This window comes from Streptomyces silvae (assembly GCF_016745505.1).
Taxonomy (GTDB): domain Bacteria; phylum Actinomycetota; class Actinomycetes; order Streptomycetales; family Streptomycetaceae; genus Streptomyces; species Streptomyces silvae.
Map to the genome: position 1 here is coordinate 25051 of NZ_JAERUC010000022.1, position 20477 is coordinate 45527.

At 71.8% G+C, this 20477-nt stretch carries 13 protein-coding genes; 10 read left to right on the plus strand and 3 right to left on the minus strand.

The window, feature by feature from the left end; translation table 11 throughout:
• Nucleotides 1–2: 2 nt before the first annotated feature.
• The 3 genes from JKV81_RS03540 to JKV81_RS03550 are packed head-to-tail and all read left to right on the plus strand — an operon-like array spanning nucleotide 3 to nucleotide 8910.
• Nucleotides 3–266, plus strand: coding sequence for a phosphopantetheine-binding protein (locus JKV81_RS03540; RefSeq protein WP_164992720.1), 264 nt, complete (start codon nucleotides 3–5; stop codon nucleotides 264–266).
• A complete protein-coding gene (locus tag JKV81_RS03545) occupies nucleotides 263–6604 on the plus strand; it encodes a non-ribosomal peptide synthetase (RefSeq protein WP_202074888.1) in 6342 nt (2113 codons plus the stop codon). Before JKV81_RS03540 ends, JKV81_RS03545 begins: the two co-directional genes overlap by 4 nt.
• The gene (locus tag JKV81_RS03550) at nucleotides 6601–8910 is read left to right on the plus strand and encodes a penicillin acylase family protein (RefSeq protein WP_202074889.1); all 2310 of its coding nucleotides are present in this window, start codon (nucleotides 6601–6603) and stop codon (nucleotides 8908–8910) included. The genes JKV81_RS03545 and JKV81_RS03550 overlap by 4 nt, the downstream gene beginning before the upstream one ends.
• Nucleotides 8911–8982: 72 nt before the next feature.
• Here JKV81_RS03550 and JKV81_RS03555 read toward each other — a convergent pair whose 3' ends face one another.
• Nucleotides 8983–9750 (minus strand): thioesterase II family protein, encoded by a 768-nt coding sequence (locus JKV81_RS03555; RefSeq protein WP_129265559.1) that lies wholly within the window; start codon nucleotides 9748–9750, stop codon nucleotides 8983–8985.
• Between the two features lie 79 nt (nucleotides 9751–9829).
• On the opposite strand from JKV81_RS03555, the gene JKV81_RS03560 reads away from it, so the two are divergent.
• From JKV81_RS03560 to JKV81_RS03590, 7 genes are all read left to right on the plus strand, one after another.
• Nucleotides 9830–10852 carry an ornithine cyclodeaminase gene (locus JKV81_RS03560; protein ID WP_202074890.1) on the plus strand — a complete coding sequence of 341 codons (1023 nt, stop codon included), beginning with the start codon at nucleotides 9830–9832 and terminating at the stop codon, nucleotides 10850–10852.
• A 168-nt stretch (nucleotides 10853–11020) separates the two neighbouring features.
• The gene (locus JKV81_RS03565; protein ID WP_129265561.1) at nucleotides 11021–12736 is read left to right on the plus strand and encodes a DUF885 domain-containing protein; all 1716 of its coding nucleotides are present in this window, start codon (nucleotides 11021–11023) and stop codon (nucleotides 12734–12736) included.
• Nucleotides 12737–12851: 115 nt separating this feature from the next.
• Complete coding sequence (locus JKV81_RS03570) at nucleotides 12852–14150, plus strand: trans-sulfuration enzyme family protein (protein WP_202074891.1); 1299 nt, start codon at nucleotides 12852–12854, stop codon at nucleotides 14148–14150.
• Nucleotides 14151–14231: 81 nt separating this feature from the next.
• Nucleotides 14232–15092 (plus strand): hypothetical protein, encoded by an 861-nt coding sequence (locus JKV81_RS03575; protein ID WP_129265563.1) that lies wholly within the window; start codon nucleotides 14232–14234, stop codon nucleotides 15090–15092.
• Nucleotides 15093–15110: 18 nt separating this feature from the next.
• Complete coding sequence (locus JKV81_RS03580; protein ID WP_202074892.1) at nucleotides 15111–16532, plus strand: lysine N(6)-hydroxylase/L-ornithine N(5)-oxygenase family protein; 1422 nt, start codon at nucleotides 15111–15113, stop codon at nucleotides 16530–16532.
• Nucleotides 16529–18325, plus strand: a complete 1797-nt coding sequence (locus tag JKV81_RS03585; protein WP_129265565.1) for a non-ribosomal peptide synthetase — start codon at nucleotides 16529–16531, stop codon at nucleotides 18323–18325. Before JKV81_RS03580 ends, JKV81_RS03585 begins: the two co-directional genes overlap by 4 nt.
• Nucleotides 18318–18932: a TOPRIM nucleotidyl transferase/hydrolase domain-containing protein gene (locus JKV81_RS03590; protein ID WP_129265566.1), complete on the plus strand. Its 615-nt coding sequence runs from the start codon at nucleotides 18318–18320 to the stop codon at nucleotides 18930–18932. Before JKV81_RS03585 ends, JKV81_RS03590 begins: the two co-directional genes overlap by 8 nt.
• A 589-nt stretch (nucleotides 18933–19521) precedes the next feature.
• On the opposite strand, the gene JKV81_RS03595 is transcribed toward JKV81_RS03590, so the two are convergent.
• A complete protein-coding gene (locus JKV81_RS03595; protein ID WP_129265567.1) occupies nucleotides 19522–19914 on the minus strand; it encodes a type II toxin-antitoxin system VapC family toxin in 393 nt (130 codons plus the stop codon).
• Nucleotides 19911–20183, minus strand: coding sequence for a hypothetical protein (locus JKV81_RS03600; protein WP_030809790.1), 273 nt, complete (start codon nucleotides 20181–20183; stop codon nucleotides 19911–19913). The genes JKV81_RS03595 and JKV81_RS03600 overlap by 4 nt, the downstream gene beginning before the upstream one ends.
• Nucleotides 20184–20477 lie beyond the last annotated feature (294 nt).

Sequence of the window (20477 nt, forward strand, 5' to 3'; positions counted from 1 at the left end):
AGGTGTCGACACAGGATCAGGTCGCCGCGGTCTGGCGAGAGTTGCTCGAGAGGGAGACGGTCGCCGTCGACCAGGACTTCTTCGAACTGGGCGGGCACTCGATGCTGGCGGTGCAGGTGCTCTACCGGCTCACCGAGGTGACCGGTGTCGAGCTGGCGCTCGAGGACTTCTTCGAGCTGGGCACGGTCGAGGAGGTCGCCGCCGAGTTGGACCGCCTGCGCACCGACCGTCGCTCCGCCGAGCCGGTCTTCGAGGGGGAGCTGTGAGCGCGCGGGACGTACTGAGTCGCCTGGACGACCTCGGCGTGACCCTGAGCCTCGTCGACGACCGGCTCCGGTACCGCGGCCGGGGCGAGGAACTGTCCGCCGAGCTGCTGGCGCAGATGAAGCAGCACCGGGAGGACCTCATCGGTCTCGTCGGCCGACGCGAGGCACTGACCTGGCCCCCCGCTTCGGGCGCGGACACCGGTCCGCTGACGGCCGCCCAGCGCTCGTTGTGGGCCACCGCGTACTTCGCCGAGGACGGCACCTACAACCTGTGCGGGGCGCTGCGCCTGCGCGGCCCGCTCGACCAGGAGGCGTTCGTCACGGCGCTGCGTGACCTGCACGAGCGGCACCCGTCGCTGCGCACCGTCTTCCCGGTGACGGACGGCGAGCCCAGGCAGCGGGTCCTGTCGTCGGTGGAACCCCCGCTGACCGTGGCCGGCGCGGCGGACCTGGACGCCTGCCTGGCCGAGTGCGCGCGCCTCGCCGACCTGCCCCTGCCCATGGACACGGCCCCTCCGGTGCTCATGCGTCTGTTCCGGCTCGCGCCGCAGGACCACGTCTTCTTCTTCGTCCTCCACCACGTGATCGCCGACGGCACGTCGTTCGGCCCGCTCCTCGACGATCTCGCCCGCTGCTACGGCAGCCGGATCGCGCGGCAGCGGCCGCCCGCCCCCGCCGGGGACGTCGCCGTGGCCGACTACGCCCGCTGGGAGGCCGAGCGGGTCGCCCACGCCGATCTCACCTCCGCCCGCCGGTACTGGCGGGAGACGTTCGACGACGCGGAGCTGAGCGGCCTTCCGCTGCCTCCGCTGCTCGACGGGGCCGCCGCCGGGCGCGGCCACGCCCACCGCGTGGTCGTCCCGGCCGGCACCACTGCCGCGGTGCGGCGGATTGCCGAACGGACCCGCTCCGGCGTTTTCACCGTGGTCACCACCGCCGTCGCGGTCGCGCTGTCCCGCTACACCGGGCGCGAGGACCTGGTGGTCGGCATGCCCGTCTCGCGGCGCGACCGCACCGGCCTTGAGCGGGTCGTGGGCCTGCTGATCGACATGGTCCCGGTCCGGCTCGATGCCGGCCACGCCCCCTTCGCCGACCTGGTGCGGCGGACCCGAACGGCCGTCCTCGGCGGCGTCCGGCACGCGCCCGTACCCGAGGACGTCCCCGCCGCCCGGTCCGCATTCAACGTCATCGTCACCGACCTCGGCACCGCGCTGCCCGCGCCCGACTTCCCCGGTCTGGCGATCGAGCATGTCGAGGTGGCACAGGTCGGCGCCAAGTACGGGCTGAACTTCCTGGTCCGCGACGAGGGCGAGACCCTCACCCTGTACGTCGAGGCGGATCGCCGGGCCGTGGCCGACGCGGACGTCGAGGCCATCGCGAGCACCGTCCTCGCGGTGCTGGCCGCGGCCGGCGCCGACCCGGACGCCCCGGGCACGGCGCTCGCCGCCGGAACCTTCGGTGCCGCCGCCCCCGGCGCGCTCGCCGCGCCCGGCCGGCAACCGCACGCCGGCGAATCACTGACCGGCCGCCTCGCCGCGACGGCCCGTTCCCGGCCGGACGCGATCGCGGTGAGCGCACCCGAGGGCGAGCTGACGTACGCGCACCTGTGGGCGCGGATCGAAGCGACCGCGGAGGGCCTGCGGGCGCGCGGGATCGGCGCCGGGGACGTGGTGGCCGTCTCGCTGCCGCGAGGCCTTGATCTCGTCGTCGCGATCATCGGCGTGATGGCTTCGGGGGGTGCCGGCCTCGTGCTGCACGAGTCCTGGCCGACGGCGCGCGTGAGCGACATCCTCACCGACTCCGGCGCGCGCCTCACCATCACCGATGACGCGACGGTGCCCGGGGAGCGGGCCGCCCCCGCCGAACTCGTGGTCCCGGCGGCCCGGACGCGGCCCGCCCACGTGCCCGCCCATGCCGTGGCCTATGTGATCTACACCTCCGGTTCCACGGGCCGCCCCAAGGGCGTAAGGGTCACCCACCGGAACGTGCTGAGCCTGCTCGACGCGACCGCCGACGGCTACGGACTAGGCCCCGACGACGTGTGGACCCTCTTCCACGCCTGTTCGTTCGACGTGTCGATGTACGAGATGTTCGGCTGCCTCGTGCACGGCGGCAGGCTCGTCGTGGTGCCGCGCCTGACGACGTGGGAGCCGGAGGAGTTCGCCGAGCTGTGCGCGCGCGAGCGGGTGACCGTGCTCAGCCAGACCCCGTCCGCGCTGACCGTCATGCTGCCCGCGCTCGCCGCGCGGCCCGACTCCACCGAGCATCTGCGGTACGTGCTGTTCGCCGGCGAGGCGCTGGACCGGCGGCTGGTCGAGCGCTGGTACGAGGAGGTCGGGCACCGCGCCGAACTGGTCAACATGTACGGGATCACAGAGACGACGGTGCACGCGTCGTGGCGAAGGTTGCGTCCCGAGGACACCCGGACGGTGGAGTCCGACATCGGCACGCCGCTGCCCGGTACCGCGCTGCACGTGCTGAACGACGACGGAGTACCGGTCGCCGACCGGTGTGTCGGCGAGATCTACGTCGGCGGTCCGCAGGTCAGCGACGGCTACCTCGGAAGACCCCGGGAGACGGCCCTGCGGTTCCTGCCCGACCCGTTCACCCCTGTCCCGGGCGCCCGGATGTACCGCTCCGGCGACCTCGCCCGGCGCAACGGGACCACCCTGGCCTACCTCGGCCGCCGCGACCAGCAGGTACAGGTCAACGGCTTCCGGGTGGAACTCGCCGAGATCGAGGCGGCACTCTGCACACGGCCCGGAATCGCCGCGGCCGGCGTCGCGGTCGGCACGGACGACAGCGGTGCGCACCTTGTGGCCGTCGTGGTTCCCGAGGCGGGTGCCACGCCCGAACCGGCGAAGCTGCTGGCCGCGGTGCGCTCGACGCTGCCCCGCTACATGGTCCCGCGAACCGTCGTGGTGGTCGACAACCTGCCCCTCACCCACAACGGCAAGCTCGACCGGCGGGCCGTGGTCGCGGCCGCAGCCACCGCCCCGGTGCCCGGGTGCGTGCCGTCGGCGCCGGGTGACACCGCTCCGGCCGATCCGTCCGAGGCGCTGCTGCTCGACGTGTTCCGCGATGTGCTCATGGATCCGTCCGTCACCACCGGTACCGACTTCTTCGACGTCGGCGGCGACTCCATGCGGGCGATCCGCGTGGTGGGCCTCGCCAAGAACCGGGGCCTGGACCTGACGGTGAGGGACGTGTACGCTGCGCCGACGGTCGCCGCCCTCGCGCCGCTCGCCGGAACCGGGGGAGCGGAACGGACCGTCCGCCAGCCGTTCTCTGGCCTGCCGGCCGGTGGCGTCTTCCCACCGGACGTCGTCGACGCCTATCCGATGACCGCTCTGCAGTCGGGGATGGTGTACCACCAGGAAATGACGCCGGACGCCCGCGTCTACCACATCATGCTGAGCTACCGGGTGCGCGGCGTACTGGACCCGGAGGCCTTCCGGGCGGCCGCGCAGGCCGTCACCGACGCTCATCCGGTGCTGCGCACCAGCTTCGACCTGGCCGGCGAGCTGGGACCGGTGCAGCGGGTGCACACCGGTGTCGAGGTGCCGTTCGTGTTCGAGGACCTGACCGGGCTCGATGCCGAGGGTCAGGAGGAGCGCATCCGGCAGGTCGTGGCGCGCGAGACCGCCGAGGACTTCGACCTGTCCCGGCCGGGCTTGTTCCGGCTCGTGGGAATCGCCACGTCCGCGACCGACTACCAGCTGATCTTCACCCACAACCACGTCATCCTCGACGGCTGGTCGGTGAACGTCTTCTTCGAGGACCTGCACGCCCGGTACCTCGAACTGCTCGACGCGGCGGGGACGGTGACACCGCGGCCGGTTCCGCCCGCCGGCTTCGGCGACTACGTGGCCCTGGAACAGCGGGCGCTCGCCGATGAGGAGGACCAGAGGTTCTGGGCCGGACGTACCGCGGGCCAGGCCCGGCTGATCGCACCGGAGCGGTCGGGCACGCCCGTGATGCGACAGTTCCACGTGGATCTCGCGGGCCGCCTCGACGACCTGCGGGCCGTCGCCGGCCGGCTCGGTGTGCCGGTGAAGACCCTGCTGAGCGCCGCGCACCTGCGGGTCGTGTCCTGGCTGACCGGCTCCGACGAGGTGACCACGAGCATGGTGTTCGGCTGCCGGCCCGAGATCTCCGACGCCGACCGCGTGCTCGGTCTCTTCCTCAACCAGCTGCCCCTGCGGGTCGCGCTGGGCGAGCGGTCGTGGGCGCAGCTCGCGGCAGGCCTGCACGAGGAGGAGCGGGAGATTATGCGGCACCGCTGGTACCCGAACGCGGCGATCCAGACCGCGCACGGCGCGGAGCCGTTGTTCGACTCCAGCTTCAACTTCACCGACTACCACGACACCCGCCGGATGATCGGTGCCGGCGGACTGGAGCTGCTGGACTCGCAGGAGCTGGAGTCCACGCATTACACGTACAGCTCCGCCTACACCGTCGACGTCCGCACCCAGGAGTTGCGGCTGCTGATGGAGTACGACGCGGCGGCGCTCCCGGAGAGCACGATGGTCCTCGCGGCCGAGGTGCACCGCAGGTCGCTGGCCGCGCTCGTCGAGGACGCCGGGCAGCCCTTCCGCGCGACGCCGCTGCCGGGCATCGCCGACCTGGCACGTCTGTTGGCCCGTGGCGCCGCCGACGAGGCCGGGGCCCCCGCGCGGGCGCTCGCCCCGCTCGTGCCCGGTGTCCCCGTCACCGCCCCCGTCACCACCCCGGCGGGCACACCGAAGCCCGTCCGCGCTGCGGTGGAGGCCGACGTCCGCGCGGTCTGGGCCGAGGTCCTGGGCATCGCGGACATCGACGCGGAGACGCCGTTCTTCGACGCCGGCGGCGACTCGCTGACCGCCATGCAGGTGGTCAGCCGGCTCCGGGCCCGCCACGGCGCACTGTCGATGCGCGCCTTCATGGCCGAGCCCACGATCGCGGGCGTGGCGAGAGCCCTGGGGGGCGGCACGGTGCCGGCCACGGCACCCGCGGCCGCCGGGCCCGCGTCCCGCCACCCGCTCTCCCGCGCCCAGCGCCAGATGTGGGACGTGGCCGGCCGGCTCCCCGGCATCGGACTGTTCGCCATGGCGGGTGCGCTGCACGCCGAGGGGCCCCTCGACATCGCGCTCCTGGAGCGGACCTTCGCTGAACTGGCGGCCCGTCACGAGGCGCTGCGCACCCGCTTCGAGGACACTGGCGACGGCCCGGTCCAGGTGGTCGAACCCCAGGTCATGATCCGGATCGACATCGAGGACCACACGGCCGACGGGCATCCGGCCCGTCGGTGCGAGCAGCGCATGGCCGCCGCCGCCCGAACGGCGCTCCCTCTCGACCGGGCTCCGCTCCTGCGCGTGGTCGTCCACCGGATCGGCGAGGACCAGCACGTCGTCTTCGTGAATGTGCACCACATCGTGTGCGACGGCCGGTCGCTCTCGGTGCTGCTGTCCGAAGCCGCCCGGATCTATCGCGAGATCGCCGCCGACGGCGCACCCGCGCCCCGGCCGGTACCCCGCGGCAGTGGCGCCCTCGCCAGGGACCGGGCCCACTGGCTCACCACCGACGAGGGCGCGCGCCAGCGCCAGTTCTGGCGCGACCGGCTCGCCCCCCCGTTCCCCGCGTTCGCCGACGGCCCCGGCAGCCGCTTCGCCGAGCTGAACACCCAGGCCTCGTTCGTGCAGCGGCTGCGGTCGGCGGTCACCCGGACGACGCTCTCCGCCGATGACGTACGGACGGTGCGCGCCGCGGCCCGCGCCCACAGCATGACCGACTTCATGCTGGTGCTCGGCGCCTACGCCACGACGCTGCGACAGTGGAGCGGCCGGGAGGACGTCCGCATCGCCACCATGCTCGCCAATCGCGTCGAGCCGGGCATGGACGAGGTCGTCGGGCTCGTCACCAACACCGTCGTCCTGCGGATGCGGCTGGACGACACTGATCCGGTCGCGGTCGCGAGGCAGGCCCGAGAGGTCTGTGTCGACGCCTTCGACAACCAGGAACTTCCGTTCGAGGAGGTGCTCGCCGACCTGCGGGACCGGTGCCCCGACGAGGGGCCGGTGTTCGAGGCGGTGCTCGTCGGACAGGAGGAGGTCGCCACCGTCGCGCCCGACGACGGCCTCGTCTTCACTCCGTACGCACCCGGCCGCGAGGTGCTGGGCGCCCAGGTCGTGGCCACCGAGTCCGGCTTCGTCCTCGGGCTTGTGCCCGCCGGCGACACCCTGGTGCTCGAACTACGCTTCAAGCCCGCGAGCACGCCGAAGGAGCTGGCCGCCGAACTGCTCCACGCGATCACGACCGCCGTGCGGGACGCCGCCACCGCCCTGCTGGAGACCTCGTGACCTGCCCGGCGCACCGTCCGCGCCTGCGCCGCCTGTGGCGGCTGCCGACAGTCCGGGTGGTGGGCGCGGCGGGCCCGGCCTCCGTGCTGCTCGCCGCCGTGCTCTTCCCGTGGCCCTGGGCGTCGGCGGCCGTGCTCGTCGCGGGCGCGGCCGGCATCGCCGGTTACCTGCATCGCAACTGGGGCCGGGTCGCAGTTGAGCGGCGGTTGCTGCGCGCCCTGAGGGACTCGGCCCCGCGCTGCCCCGGTGACACGGAGGTGCCCACGCTGACCGCGCCGGTGCAGGTCGAGTGCGGTGGCGACGGTGTCACACGGATCACCGCCCGGACCTACCACGACGCGATCCGCGCCCTCGGCTACGCGATGGGCCGTGACCGCGGATTCCAGCTCGACCTCGTACGCCGGACCGGGGGCGGCAGGCTCTCGGAGGTGTGGGGCAGGACGGCGCTGCCGGTGGACACCGTGTACCGCCGCCTCGGGCTCGACACCGCCGCCCGGGTCGCGGCCGAGCAGCTCGCCGAGCCCGAGCGGGAGCTGCTGACAGCGTTCGCCGACGGGGTCAACGCCGCCTACGCGCACGACACCCCGTTCGAGTGCAGCTTCCTGTCGTACCGGCCACAGCCGTGGCGGGTGGAGGACAGCGTTCTCACCTCGCTCGTGCTGTCGCATTCGCTTTCCTGGAACGAGGACGCCAAGCGGGCGGAGGCGGTCGTGCGCCGCGCGCTGCCCGCACCCGTCGCCGAGTTCCTGCTGCCTGGCGGGAGCGCCGCGGGCCCGCCCCCCGGCCTGGCACGTCACCGCGCCGAGCAGGTCACCGACGACCTCCTCGCCCTGGACAGCGCCATTCCAGGCTCCAACTGCTGGATCGCGCCCGGGGACGACGGGCCACTGCTCGCCAACGACCTGCACTTGGCCCTCGGCGTGCCCAATGTCCTGTACGAGGTCGACCTCGCGTGGCCCGGCACCCGCCTGCGCGGCCTGGCCAGCCCGGGCCTGCCGGTGGTCTTGGCGGGTACCAACGGACGGATCGCCTGGGGCGTCACCAACCTCACTGCCGACGTGCTCGACCTCGTGCCGGCCGAGGAACAGGACCTGCGGACGCGGACGGAGGAGATCCGCATACGCGGCCGCAGGCCGGTCACCGTGGACGTCACCACCGTCGGCACGATGCCGGTCGCGCCCGACGCGCTGAGCGGGGAGAAGGTCGCCGTCCGCTGGGCGGGGCACGATCCGCGCGCCGCCGACCTGCGGTTCCAGCGGCTCGCCCACGCCTGTGACGTCGACGAGGCCGTCTCGGTCCTGGACGACGCCCACGGGGTCGCGCTCAACGTGCTCGTCACGGACCGGAACCGGCTGAGGCACGTGGCGACGGGGCTGCTGCCCCGCCGCCCGGCCGGCAGCCCGCGCGGCGAACCGGCCGACGGCCACCTCACCGGTAAGGAGCGCCCCCGGATCGTCGAACCCGCCGATGGTGTCCTCGTCTCGGCGAACGACGGCGCCCTGCCCGAGGACGAGTTCCGGATCAGCCTCGACCTGGACCCGGGCCATCGTGCGCGCCGCATTCGCGAGGTCCTCGGCACGGCCGAGCGGCACGACGCGGCGGGCATGCGCGCGCTGCAGCACGACGTCACGGCCGCTCTGTACCTGCCCTACCGGGACCTGGCGGTCTCCGCGCTCCGGCGCGGTGATCCGGTCCGGGCCCTGCTCGCGGAGTGGGACGGCACCGCATCGACCGGCTCGCGTGCCTTCGGTGTCCTCGTGCGCCTGCGCGACATCCTGGCCCGGCGCGTCCTCGCCCCGTACGTGGCGGTCTGCCGCGAGCACGAAGCCTCGTTCCGTTTCCCGTTCCGGGACTACGACCGTCCCGTGCTCGCGATCCTCGGCGCCCGTGATCCGGCACTCCTGCCGGCCGGGACCAGCGACGTGGACAGCTTCGTCGCCGACTGCGTGCGGGCGGCGCTGCCCGCACGCCCGCAGAAATGGGGCCGGCTGAACAGGGTCGGCTTCCGGCATCCCCTCACCGCACTCGCGCCGTGGGCGGACGGGCTGCTGGGCATCCGCCCCCGCGCACAGGCCGGAACGCTGCACACCGTGCGCACCGCCGTGCCGGGCTTCGGCGCGGCCGGCCGGGTCGTGGTCACGGTGGACGACCTCGTCACCGCAGAATTGCCCGCCGGGCAGTCGGGGCATCCGCTGAGCCGGCACTACGCGGACCGCCACGCAGGGTGGGCGAGCCCGGTGCCGCTTCGGCCCCGGGCCCGCCGGACCGGCTGCCGCCATGCGCTGCGGCCTCTGGAGAGCCGCTGAGGTGGCCGGCGGAAAAGAGCGTGTGGGCGGCGTGGGACACCCGCCGCCCGCGGCCCGACCGGCCACCCACTCCTACTCGGACGGGCTCCCGGCCACCGGACCGAGGTCCCGACGGATCTCGGCGAGCAGGGCCTCTGGCGCGGAGAGGAACGCGAAGTGGTCGCCGCTCAGCTCGACGGACCGGCAGTCGACCGACACGTCCGGCCAGCCGTCCATGAGCTTCGTGGGAATCTCGGTGTCCTCGGACCAGCCGATCGCCGTGATCCCCGAAGGGGCGACGATCCGGCCGGGGGAGTACCGCCGGTTCGCCTCCAGATCGTCGGCGAGGACCGTCAGGCCCATCTCGACGAGCGGGCCGCTCGGCTCACCACCGAGCGCGGTGATGATGCGGCCCAGTTCGGCACGGAGCCCGTCGCGGCCGAGCGCGAAGAGCCGGCTGTACGGCCCGTCGTGCGGCGCAACCTGTCCCGAGACGAAGATCCGCTGGGGCAACGGGAGCCCGGCCGCGGCGAGTTGCCGGGCCGCCTCGACCCCGGGAAGCGCCCCTCCGCAGTGCCCGAAGAACGCGAAGGGCCGGTCCAGGTAGGGCCGCAGGTACTCGACGAGGTCCCGCGCCATGTTCTCGTACGTGCCGTAGTGCGGCTCGGCGATGCGGTTCTGCCGGGCCGGCGGCTGGATCGGACAGACGTCGATCGCCCCGATGCGCCGCGGCCACGCCTGGTACATCGAGGCGCCGCACCCCGAGTAGGGAAACAGGAAGAGCCGGGCCGCTGCGTCCGGGTCCGGGGTGCGCAGGAGCCAGCGCGGAGGCTTCTTGGGACGAGGTCGCGGAGATGTCATGCGGGCGACCGTAAGGGAGCCCGTCCGAGCCCCTCAAGGGGCGCAGATACCCATGTTCCGAAACGAGAGGAAGCAGTCCATGCGAGCCGAACCCAGACCTCTGCGGTACCTCGACGGTGCCACCGTCCGGTCGCTGTGCGCGGAGATCGACCCGCTCACCGCGGTCACCGAGGCCTTCCTCGGAGTGCGCGCGCACCGGTCCGGAGTGGCGGCCGAGGCGGCGCTGCGCTGGCAGGCCCCCGACGGAGCCGCGGCCCGCAGCCTGGTCCTGCCCGCCTGGCACGAGGGCGCGTACGGATGCAAGGTCATCAACGCCAGCCTGGGCAATCCGGACCGGGGCCTGCCGCGTGCCGCCGGTCTGATCCTGCTCTTCGACAGCGAAACGGCCGAACCGGTCTGCGTCATGGAGGGCGCGCACATCAGTGCGCTGCGCACCGCAGCCGTCTCCGTCGCCGCGCTGCGCGCCGTCCGCCCGCTGTCCACCGTGGACCGGGTGGCCCTGCTGGGGTCCGGCGTACAGGCACGCACGCACCTGGGTCTGCTCGCGGCGCACGGCGCGGTGAAGTCGGTCAGCGTCTTCGACCTGTCGCCGGCCAGAAGCCGGGCGTTCGCCGAGGACCTGCGCACATCGCTGCCCCAGATCGAGTTCGAGATCGCGACCGACCCCGAATCGGCGGTCCGTTCGGCCCCGGTCACCCTCGCCTGCACGACGACCACGACCCCCTACGTCCCGCTGGCCTGGCTGCCGGAGGGTTCCGTCTTCGTCAACGTGTCCCTCGACGACGCCGCCGAGGACGTACTCCTTGGCGTGGAGCACCTGTTCGTCGACGACTGGCACCTCGTCAGCGAGGACGACACCCGCCTCCTGGGCCGCCTCGCCGGAGCCGGGCGGGCCACCGGTCCGGGGACGGAGGCGCCGGGGGCCCGGCAGGTCGACGCGGACCTCGCCACACTGCTGGCGGGCGCCTACGAGCGCCCGATCACCTCCACCGACCGGACGGTGATCAACCCCTTCGGCATGGGCGTCCACGACGTGGCTCTTGCGACCCGCGTCCACTCCCTCGCCCGTGACAAGGGCGCCGGAATGCTTCTGCCCCGCTGATCGCCGCGTTCAATCCGGCCTTCATTGACCGGCCGATCGGGCCGGGCCAGTCTGTTTCCCGGCGGTGCGGCGCACCGCGTTTTCCAAGTCCGTTGCGTGGTCCACGGCGCATCGCCGTGCCCCCGGAAAGTGCCGACGACCGAACGATTCAGGGTGGGGTGGAGACACATGGGCGACGACATATCCGCCGGCTCCCGTGCGGTGCGCGAGGTGGCGGATGCCTACGTCACGCAGCTCGCCCGGGTGGAGCCGGGCATCGCCACATGGCTGGGGGTTCCGCAGGGCCGGGGCGAGATGCCCGACCTCTCTCCGCAGGGCCGCGCCCGCATGGACGATGTGTTCCGCACGTCCCTGCGCGATCTGGACCGGGCGGAGCGGGCCGCGGCCGGCGCCCTGTCGCCCGAGGAGCGACGGTGCGGGCGCCTGCTACGCGAGCGCCTGGAGGCCGACCTGGCCATCAGCGTCGACGACGAGTACCTGCGGGAGATCGTCAATGTCTTCGGCCTGCAACAGCGCGTCCAGGACATCTTCCAGCTGATGCCGACGAAGACCGCGGACGACTGGACCGCGGTCGCGCGCCGGATGAGTCTCGTCCCGCGGATGCTCGACGGCTTCCGCGAGTCCCTGGCCCAGGGCCTGGACAAGCGCACCTTCGTCGCGGCCCCGCGACAGATCCTGGTCATCGCCGACCAGCTCGACGCCTGGAGCCGCGACTGCGACGGCCGAGGCTGGTACGCGGGCTTCTGCGAGGCCGCCGACGTGCCGCCGGCCTTGCGGGCCGAACTCGACACCGCGGCCCGCAAGGCCGCGGCGGCACTGGCCGGACTGCGGGACTGGCTGCGCGCCGACCATCTGCCCGCGACCGAGGGCCGCCCTGACGGCGTGGGCGCCGACCGGTACCGCACCTGGGCGCGGTTCTGGACGGGCGCCACGCTCGACCTGCGGGAGACCTACGCCTGGGCGTGGGAGGAGTACCGAAGGATCCGGGCCGAGATGCGGGCCGAGGCCGCGTCCGTGCTGCCGGGGGCCACCGCCGTCGAGGCGATGCGCCATCTCGACCTCCACGGCGAGGCCGTGGACGGGGTGGAAGCGGTGCGGCAGCGCCTGCAGGACTGGATGGACCAGGCGATCGACGACCTCGACGGCACCTACTTCGATCTGGCGCCTCCCGTGCGCGTGGTGGAAGCCGCCATCGCGCCGACGGGCACCGGCTCGGCCGCCTACTACACCCCGCCGAGCGTCGACTTCACGCGCCCCGGCCGTACCTGGCTGCCCACCCAGGGCCGTACGCGCTTCCCCCTGTGGAGCCTGCGCAGTGTCTGGTACCACGAGGGCGTACCGGGCCACCATCTGCAACTCGCCCAGTGGCGGCATCTGGGAAACGAGCTGTCGACGTACCAGTCGGCCCTCGCCAGCATCGACGCCTGTACCGAGGGCTGGGCCATGTACGCGGAACGACTGATGGACGAGCTCGGCCACCTGCGCACCCCAGGCGAGCGCCTGGGCTTCCTCGACTGGCAGATGCTGCGCGCCGTGCGGGTCCTGGTCGACATCGGGGTGCACCTGTCCCTGGACATCCCGAAGGACGCGCCGGTCTCCGCCGGACAGAGCTGGACCCCCGGCCTCGCGCGGGAGTTCCTCGCCGCCCACAGCGGACAGTCCGCCGAATACCTCGACAGCGAGGTCAACCGCTACCTCGGCCTGCCCGGCCAGGCGATCTCCTACAAGCTCGGGGAGAAGGCCTGGATCGACGGCCGGACCGCGGCCGCGGCGGCCCACGCGGAGCGCGGAGGAAAGCTGGACCTGAAGTCCTGGCACTCGGCCGCGCTGTCGCTCGGCCCGCTCGGTCTCGACGACCTCCAGGACGAGCTGGCCCGGCTCTAGGCCGCGCCCGCGAAAACCCTCCTGCCCCACAGACCACCAGTTCACCGCAACACTGTGACGGAAAGGAAGCAACCGTGAGCAACGGGCCGACGCGGGTGGAAGACGAGGCGCTGTTGTGACGGGCGCCCGATTCACGACCCTGGCCGTCAGCGGCGCCTACGACCATGCGGAGTCGGCCCACCACCTCGGTGCGCTGAGCGAGCCCGCGCACCTGGCCACCGCGCAGAGTTTCCCGTCGATGGAGGCGATGCTCGCCGCCACCGCGGAGGACGGCGACGGGTGGGTCTACACGCGGCGGGGCAACCCGACGGTCCGCATCCTGGAGCACACCGTGGCGGCCCTGGAGGGATACCGGGTCGACGCCTCGGTGAGCGCCGCGCTCACCGCGACCGGGATGGGCGCGATCACCCTCGCCACGATGCCGCTGTTGTCCGCGGCCGCCGGTGACAGGCCCAACATCGTGGCGTCGCCGCAGTGTTACGGCTCCACCACCATGGTCTTCGACAAGCGGTACGGGCAGGAACGCGGCGTCGATGTGCGCTGGGTCGACGACCCGCTGACGGTCGGGGACTGGGCCCGGCACATCGACGAGCGGACCCGGTTCCTCTACGCGGAGGTGCCGTCGAACCCGACGGTCCAGCTCGTGGACATCCCCGCGCTGTCGGAGCTGGCCCGGGCGGCTGGGGTCCCGCTCATCGTCGACGCGACCCTCGCCACGCCCGCCCTGCTCCGGCCGCTGGCGCTCGGCGCGGACATCGTGGTGCACTCGCTCACCAAGGCGGCAGGCGCCAGCGGCCGGAGCATGGGCGGAGCGGTGATCGCCCGGCACGGTCTGGAGCTGCGCGGCCAGCCCGCAGAGCTCTCGGCGGACTACGCGGGACACCTGCGCCGCGGTCCGCTGCGGGACATGGGCGCGGTCATCAGCCCGTTCAACGCGTGGACGATCCTCGCCGACATCCGGGAGCTGCGCGGCCGGGTGGACGTCATGTCCCGCACCGCGCTCGAGGTGGCACGCCACCTCGAGGGCCACGCCGGCGTCGTCGAGGTCTTCCACCCCGGACTCGAGAGCCACCGGTCGAACCACATCGCCAAGCGCGACATGTGGCTGGTCGACAGCGAACTGGACGGGGGAGAGGCGGAGAACCGGTTCGGTTTCCTGCTCTGTTTCCGCCCGACCGGCGGCGTCCGGGCCGCCCACGAGGTGATGGACCGGCTCGCGCTCGTCTGGCGGGCGAACAACCTCGGCCAGGTCAGGAGCACGGCCACGATCCCCGGCGCCACCACACACAAGCAGGCCGCGGACGCCGGCACGGCCCGGGTTCCGGTGCCGCCGGACATGGTCAGGCTGAGCATCGGCATGGAGCACTTGGACGACATCGTCGCCGATCTCGACCAAGCGCTCCGAGCGCCGTGAGATTTCGTGACACCACCCCCTGACGAACCCCATGGCTCCGGCCGTTTGCCGGGCCGAGCTGGCAGTAAGGAGACAGTGGAATTGGACGCTGCGTTGACCTCCGTGTACAGGACCCGGCTGGCGCTGATATCGCCGCCGCGCACCGGGTCGACCGCCGTGGCGCGGCTGCTGTGGCAGCACCCCGCGGTGACCCACCATTGCCACGAACCCTTCGAGGCCTGCTACTGGGGCGACCAGGGTCCGGAATCCGTCGAAAGCGTCCTGGCCAACCCCATGGAAGTGGCGTCCGGCCGCCGGGTCGCGCTGGCCGACGTGCCGCACGGCGGCGGCCTGTTGATGAAGGAGATGAGTTTCCAGCTCAGCGAGGCCCAGTTCGGGCAGCTCGTCGGGCTCGCCACGGCCGCGCCGGTCTTCGTGATCTGCGACCCCCGCCTGTCCACGACCTCCCGGCTGCGGATCGTGCGCCAGCTCAACGGCGCGGAGACCTTCCCGGTCTTCGAGAGCGGCTGGCAGTCGTTGCGCGAGCAGGTGGAGCAGTGCCGGTCACGGGGCGTCCCGTACGTCCTCGTCGACTCCGACGACCTGCGGGCCGACCCTGCCGGACTCACGGCCGCTCTGATGGCGGCGCTCGGGTTGCCCCCGGTCGTCGGTCTCGAGAGCTGGGCGCCCCGCCCCGGCTTGCAACTGGTCTCGCCCGAGGTGGGCGCCCTGATGAGCGACGTCCGCAAGGGGGACGACCCCTTCTACCGCAAGGTCCTGGGCAGCAGCGGAATTCAGCCCCGGGGCGAGGTCCGCTGGGAGCAAGAGGAAGAGATCATCGCCGCCGCCGGCCTCGCGGGCGACGTGGCGAAGTGGCGTTACTGGTACGAGGAGATGCGGGCGGACCCGGCACTGATCGTCGGCCGGTCCGCGGAACGGGAGAACAATGCTGACGCGGGATGACGCAATCCGAGGTGGCGCATGACTGATCGATCCGACGTCCAGGCGACCGCGCCGACCTCCGAACCCGTGGATGTGCTCGGTGTCGGGTTCGGACCCGCGAACCTGTCGCTCGCCATCGCGCTCCAGGAGGAGCAGCCGGGTACGCGCGCCTTCTTCCTGGAGGCCGCAGCCCACCCGGTGTGGCAGGGAGGGTTGCTGCTGGACGGTTCCAACATGCAGAACCATCCCAATCGGGACCTCGTCACCCTGCGCAACCCGCGCAGTCGTTACAGCTTCCTCAACTACCTCTTCGAGCAGGGCAGGCTCATCGAGCACCTGAACCTGCCCCTGGAGTTCCCGCTGCGCAAGGAGTACGCGCAGTACATCGACTGGGTCACCCGGCAGTTCCGGCCACAGGTCGCGTTCGGCGCGCGGGCGACGGACGTCGCCGTGTCCGGGACCGGCGGCACCGCGCAGTACGTGGTGACGTGCGCGGACGGATCGGAGCACCGGGCCCGGTCGCTGGTGGTGGGCACCGGCCGGACCCCGTTCGTCCCCGAGCCGTTCGCGGGCCTGGACAGCCCCCGGGTGTGCCACCTCACCCGCTACCTGCACACCGTGCGCGAGCTGACCGGCGAGCCCCCGCGGTCGATCGCCGTCATCGGCGGCAGCCAGAGCGCCGTCGAGATCGTCCTCGACCTCGCCCACCGCTTCCCGCACGCGAAAATCGTCAACTACGTGCGGAAATTCGGGCTGCGGCTCAAGGACACCAGCCCGTTCAGCGAGGAGGGCTTCTTCCCCTCGTTCACGGACTACTACTACCGGGCGGACCGGGCGAGCAAGCGCGAGCTCGACGCGTACATGCGGCCCACCAACTATTCGTCGACCGACGCCGATGTCCTGCACCATCTGTACGCGCTCATGTACGAGCAGCGCCTGGACGGCGACCAGCGGGTGTTCGTCCGCGGCAACAGCGCGATCAGGACCGCCGAACCGGCCGGGACCGGAGTGCGCCTCGAGGTGGAGGAGGTGCACACGAAGGAGGTGTCGACGGACCACGCGGACCTGGTGATCCTCGCGACCGGATTCCGTGACCTCGGACCGGGAGAGCACCAGGAGCCGTATCCGGCGCTGCTGGCCGGCGTGATCGACCGCTTCCAGGTCGACGACGACGGCCATCTGGTCGTCGAGCCGGACTACCGGCTGCGGTCCCACAGCGACAGCACCCCGCCGCTGTTCCTCAACGGACTGTGCGAATCGAGCCACGGCATCGGTGACGCGGGTTCGTTCAGTCTGCTGTCGCTGCGTGCCGAGACCATTCTGAATGGTCTCAGGGAGGCGGGTGGGACGGCTCCTGCACCGGACGCGGAAGCGTATGCGTGGGAAACAGAGGTCTTCGACCTCGCCGGCTCCCCGGAGCGGCAGCTGGAAGCGGCGTTCGACAAGGGGAGCATCCGATGACCATCGACAACTGGCGGAGCGCGAGCATCACGGATCTGTTCGACGAACAGGTGCGCCTTCGCCCCGAGGCGATCGCCCTGCGCTTCGACGGCGTCGACATGAGCTACGCGGAACTCGACCGGCGGGCCGATCTGCTGGCCCGGCAGCTACGCGGGCTCGGCGTCGGCACGGAGAGCGTGGTCGGCCTGTTCGTGGAGCGCTCGTTCGAGATGGTCGTCGCGCTCGTCGGCATCCTGAAGGCGGGCGGCGTCTATCTGCCCGTGCACCAGAACGAGCCCCCCGAGCGGTTCCGGTACATGCTCGATCAGGCGCAGGCACGCGTCCTGCTCACCCACGACCGGCTGAGCGACCGCGTGCCCGAGATCGACGGCACCGTGGTCAACCTCGACCACCCGTGGCAGACGGACCCCGTCCCGGGACCGATCACCCCCGGCACCGGCCCCGACAACCTGGCCTACATCTGCTACACCTCCGGCTCGACCGGCATGCCGAAGGGCGTGGCCGTACGGCACAGTGGGGTGGTGCGGCTGGTGCAGGACGGCGACTACGCCTCGCTGACGGCGGACGAGACGTTCCTGCAGTTCTGCTCGCTGCGCTTCGACCCCTCCGCCTTCGAGATCTGGGGCTCCCTGCTCAACGGCGCCAAGCTGGTCGTCTATCCGCCGGGCACGGTGGCGATGCACGAGCTGGCCGCGTTCCTGGAACAGGAGCGGATCACCACGCTGTGGCTGACCACGGGCCTGTTCCACCGGCTGGTCGACGACCACCTCGACAGCATGGCCGGACTGCGCCAGATGCTCGGCGGCGGAGAACCGCTGTCCCCTCTGCACATGAACTCGCTCCGCGAGGCCTACCCGGAGCTGTTGATCGTCAACGGCTACGGCCCCACCGAGGACACCTGCTTCACGTCCTGTCACGTCATCGACGACCGCATCGGTGACAGCGTCCCGATCGGACGTGCCGTCACCGACACCCGCCTGTACGTCCTGGACGAGAACCTGGAGCGGGTCCCCGAGGGCGAGTGGGGTCTGCTCTACACCGGCGGCAGCGGTGTGGCCCGCGGATATGTGGGCCGCCCGGCGCTCACCGCCGAGAAGTTCGTGCCCGACCCGTTCGTCCCCGGCGAGCGGATGTACAGCATCGGCGACATGGTCCGTCTCGACGCCCGCGGTGCCCTGGAGTTCCGCGGACGGATCGACGATCAGGTCAAGGTCGACGGCTACCGCATCGAACCCGGTGAGGTCGCGGCGGCCCTGTCCGGGCTGCCGGATCTCAAGGAGGCCGTCGTGCTGGCCCGGGAGGACGTCGTGCCCGGACGGAAGATCCTGGTGGCGTACGTCGTGCCGAGCGGCTCCGCCGAAGGGCTGGTGCCGAGGTTGCGGCTGGCCCTGCACCACAGACTGCCCCGGTACATGCACCCGTCCGTCATCGTGGTCATGGAGGAGTTCCCGCTCACGCTGGGCTCGAAGACGGACCGGCGGGCGCTGCCGGCCCCCGCCCACCTGCCGCGGACCGTGCCCACGCCGTTCGCGGCCCCGCGTACTCCCACCGAGGAGTTGCTGGCGGACCTGGTGGCCGACGCGCTCGTCCTCCAGGAGGTCGGCATCGACGACGAGTTCTTCGAGATGGGCGGCAACTCGCTGTCGGGCATGGATCTCCTCGCCCGGATCAGGACCCTCCTGCACGTGGACCTGCCGGCAGCGGAGTTCTTCGACGACGCTACGGTGGCCGGACTTGCGGAGCTGGTCGAGCGGCATACCGCCAGAGCACGAATGGATGTGTCTGTTGGCTGATATGAGGTCCTTCCGGGACGCGATCACCTCGTGGGCGTGGGGCGGTCCCGCCGCCCCGGCGTACGAGCTCGCCACGCTGCTGCCCGTCCGCGGGATCGTTCTGGTGGAAGGGCCGAGCGACGTCGCCGCGGTCGACGCGCTGGCGCACGGCTACGGCCGGGACCTGGCGGAGGAGGAGATCTGCGTCCTGGCGATGGGCGGCGCCATGAACGTGGCCCGCTTCGTCGACCGGGCCGGACCCAACGGCCTGAATGTGCAGCTGACGGGTCTGTGCGACGAGGGGGAACGCGGCTACTTCGCCCGCGCCTGGGCGCGGGCCGGGCTGGAGCCGGACTTCTTCGTGTGCGATGTGGACCTGGAGGACGAGCTCATCCGCGCTCTCGGGGTGGAACAGGTGACGGAGCTCGTCCGGCAGCAGGGCGACCTGCGCCCGCTGCTCACCTTCCAGTCCCAGCCCGCCCAGCGGGAGCGCAGCACGCACCAGCAGCTGCGCCGGTTCATCGGGACCAAGAAGGGCCGGAAGATCCACTACGGCACGGTGCTGGTCGAGGCGCTCCCGCACGAGCTCGTGCCCCCGCCGCTGCGGGACCTGATCGACTTCGTCTGAGGCAGGGGGCAGTACCCGCTGCGGCCCGGCCGCCCCACAGGCGGCCGGGGACCGGCGGCCGGGGGGCGTTCATGCGGACCTCGGTCAGAATCGCCGGCTCCTCAGGAGCGACCTCACCGAGCTGAAACCAGGCCTGTTCGCCCAGCCCCAAGGGCGCCTGGCCGGCCCGGGAGGCGGTGAGCTCGTCAACATTGGGGCCGGACGCGGCAAAGACCGGACTGGAGGCCAGCATGTCCCTGATGTTCGTCGTGTTCTTGCCCCGGGCGAGTTGGACGGCGATTCGCGTGACCAGCAGGGAGCGGAAGAGCGCAGGCGCGCCGAAGTCGTTGCGTAGTCGGTCCTTGCCAAGCGCCGGGACATCCTTCAGGTGCCAGAGCAGTTCTTCTTGGATCTCGCGAAGCCAATCCTCCCCCTGTGCTGCGAGCGTCGGCTTCTCGCAGCGAAGCAGGAACCCGGCCGACACCGCAGCCTTCAACGGCGCGGTAGGCGGGCCTCGCTGTCCTTCAGGGCGATGAGGATGTCAATGCCCGAGGCCTTCCGCGCAGCGCTCTGATTCGTACAAGAGGTGGGTCGAGTCGCGGCCTCGCGGTCAGACCTTGATGACGCGGATGCTGGGGCCGCAGAGCATCAGGAGGTCTTCGGGGTCCGATGTCAGGACGGTCGCTGGGGCTGGCGAGGTGAGTGCGGTGGAGGCCACGATGGCGTCGAGGGCGTACTTGTGGCCGTGCAGTCCGGCCGCGGCCAGGAGCTTGCTCGCATGACGGGCGATGGCTTCGGTGGGCGGGATGATGTTCACGCGGGAGACTGCGTAGTCGAAGCGGGCCTGGTTGACCCTGGGGTCGCGTGCTTCGACGAGGGTGACGGAGCTGGTGACGACGCGGATGTCTTCGGCTTCGGCCGCGGCCAGCCACTCGGTGGTCTCGGGCGTGCGTCGCACCAGTTTGGACAGGCCTTCGCAGTCCAGGACGAGCGTGCCGCTCACGCGGCGTCCGCCGAGCCCGCGGCGTCGCCGCGGAGAATGGCGCGTTTGGCGTCGACCGCCGCCTGATCGACCGGGCCGTGTTCGGTTTCCGCGTCTTCGATGAGCTCGCGCAGTCGGTCCCGTTCCAGTTGGCGCTGGATGAGGGTCTCGACGTAGGCGGACATGCCTCGTTTGCCCGTACGTGCCTTGAGGGCAGCGATGGTGCCTTCGTGGAGGGAGACCGATACGGGCCGGACGGGTCCTTCGCCGGGCGCCTGGGAGGTAGCCATGGGGCCGAGTTTAACAAAACTCTTGTTATTGGAGGAGAGTGATTCTCCGAGCGGGTGTGTCGGAGGGACATCCATCGCTGAGCGGGTGTCGCGAACTTCCAGGTCAAGCGCCACATCGGCGAGGGATCCTCAGGGACTTTGCAGGGACTTCCACGTCTGTCGCAGGGAGATTCCAGGGACTTTCCGCCCCGTAAGCAGGGAAGGCCCTGACAGCGCTGAAAGACGTAAACGCGCTGGTCAGGGCCTAGGACCTCAGCACTCGATGATGTTCACCGCGAGCCCGCCCCGCGCCGT

What these genes read in the sequence shown, in the direction of transcription:
- JKV81_RS03555 (WP_129265559.1), bottom strand. Translation starts at nt 9,750, where the DNA reads ATGACATCTCCGCGACCTCGTCCCAAGAAGCCTCCGCGCTGGCTCCTG.
- JKV81_RS03560 (WP_202074890.1), top strand. Translation starts at nt 9,830, where the DNA reads ATGCGAGCCGAACCCAGACCTCTGCGGTACCTCGACGGTGCCACCGTC.
- JKV81_RS03565 (WP_129265561.1), top strand. Translation starts at nt 11,021, where the DNA reads ATGGGCGACGACATATCCGCCGGCTCCCGTGCGGTGCGCGAGGTGGCG.
- JKV81_RS03580 (WP_202074892.1), top strand. Translation starts at nt 15,111, where the DNA reads ATGACTGATCGATCCGACGTCCAGGCGACCGCGCCGACCTCCGAACCC.
- JKV81_RS03585 (WP_129265565.1), top strand. Translation starts at nt 16,529, where the DNA reads ATGACCATCGACAACTGGCGGAGCGCGAGCATCACGGATCTGTTCGAC.
- JKV81_RS03600 (WP_030809790.1), bottom strand. Translation starts at nt 20,183, where the DNA reads ATGGCTACCTCCCAGGCGCCCGGCGAAGGACCCGTCCGGCCCGTATCG.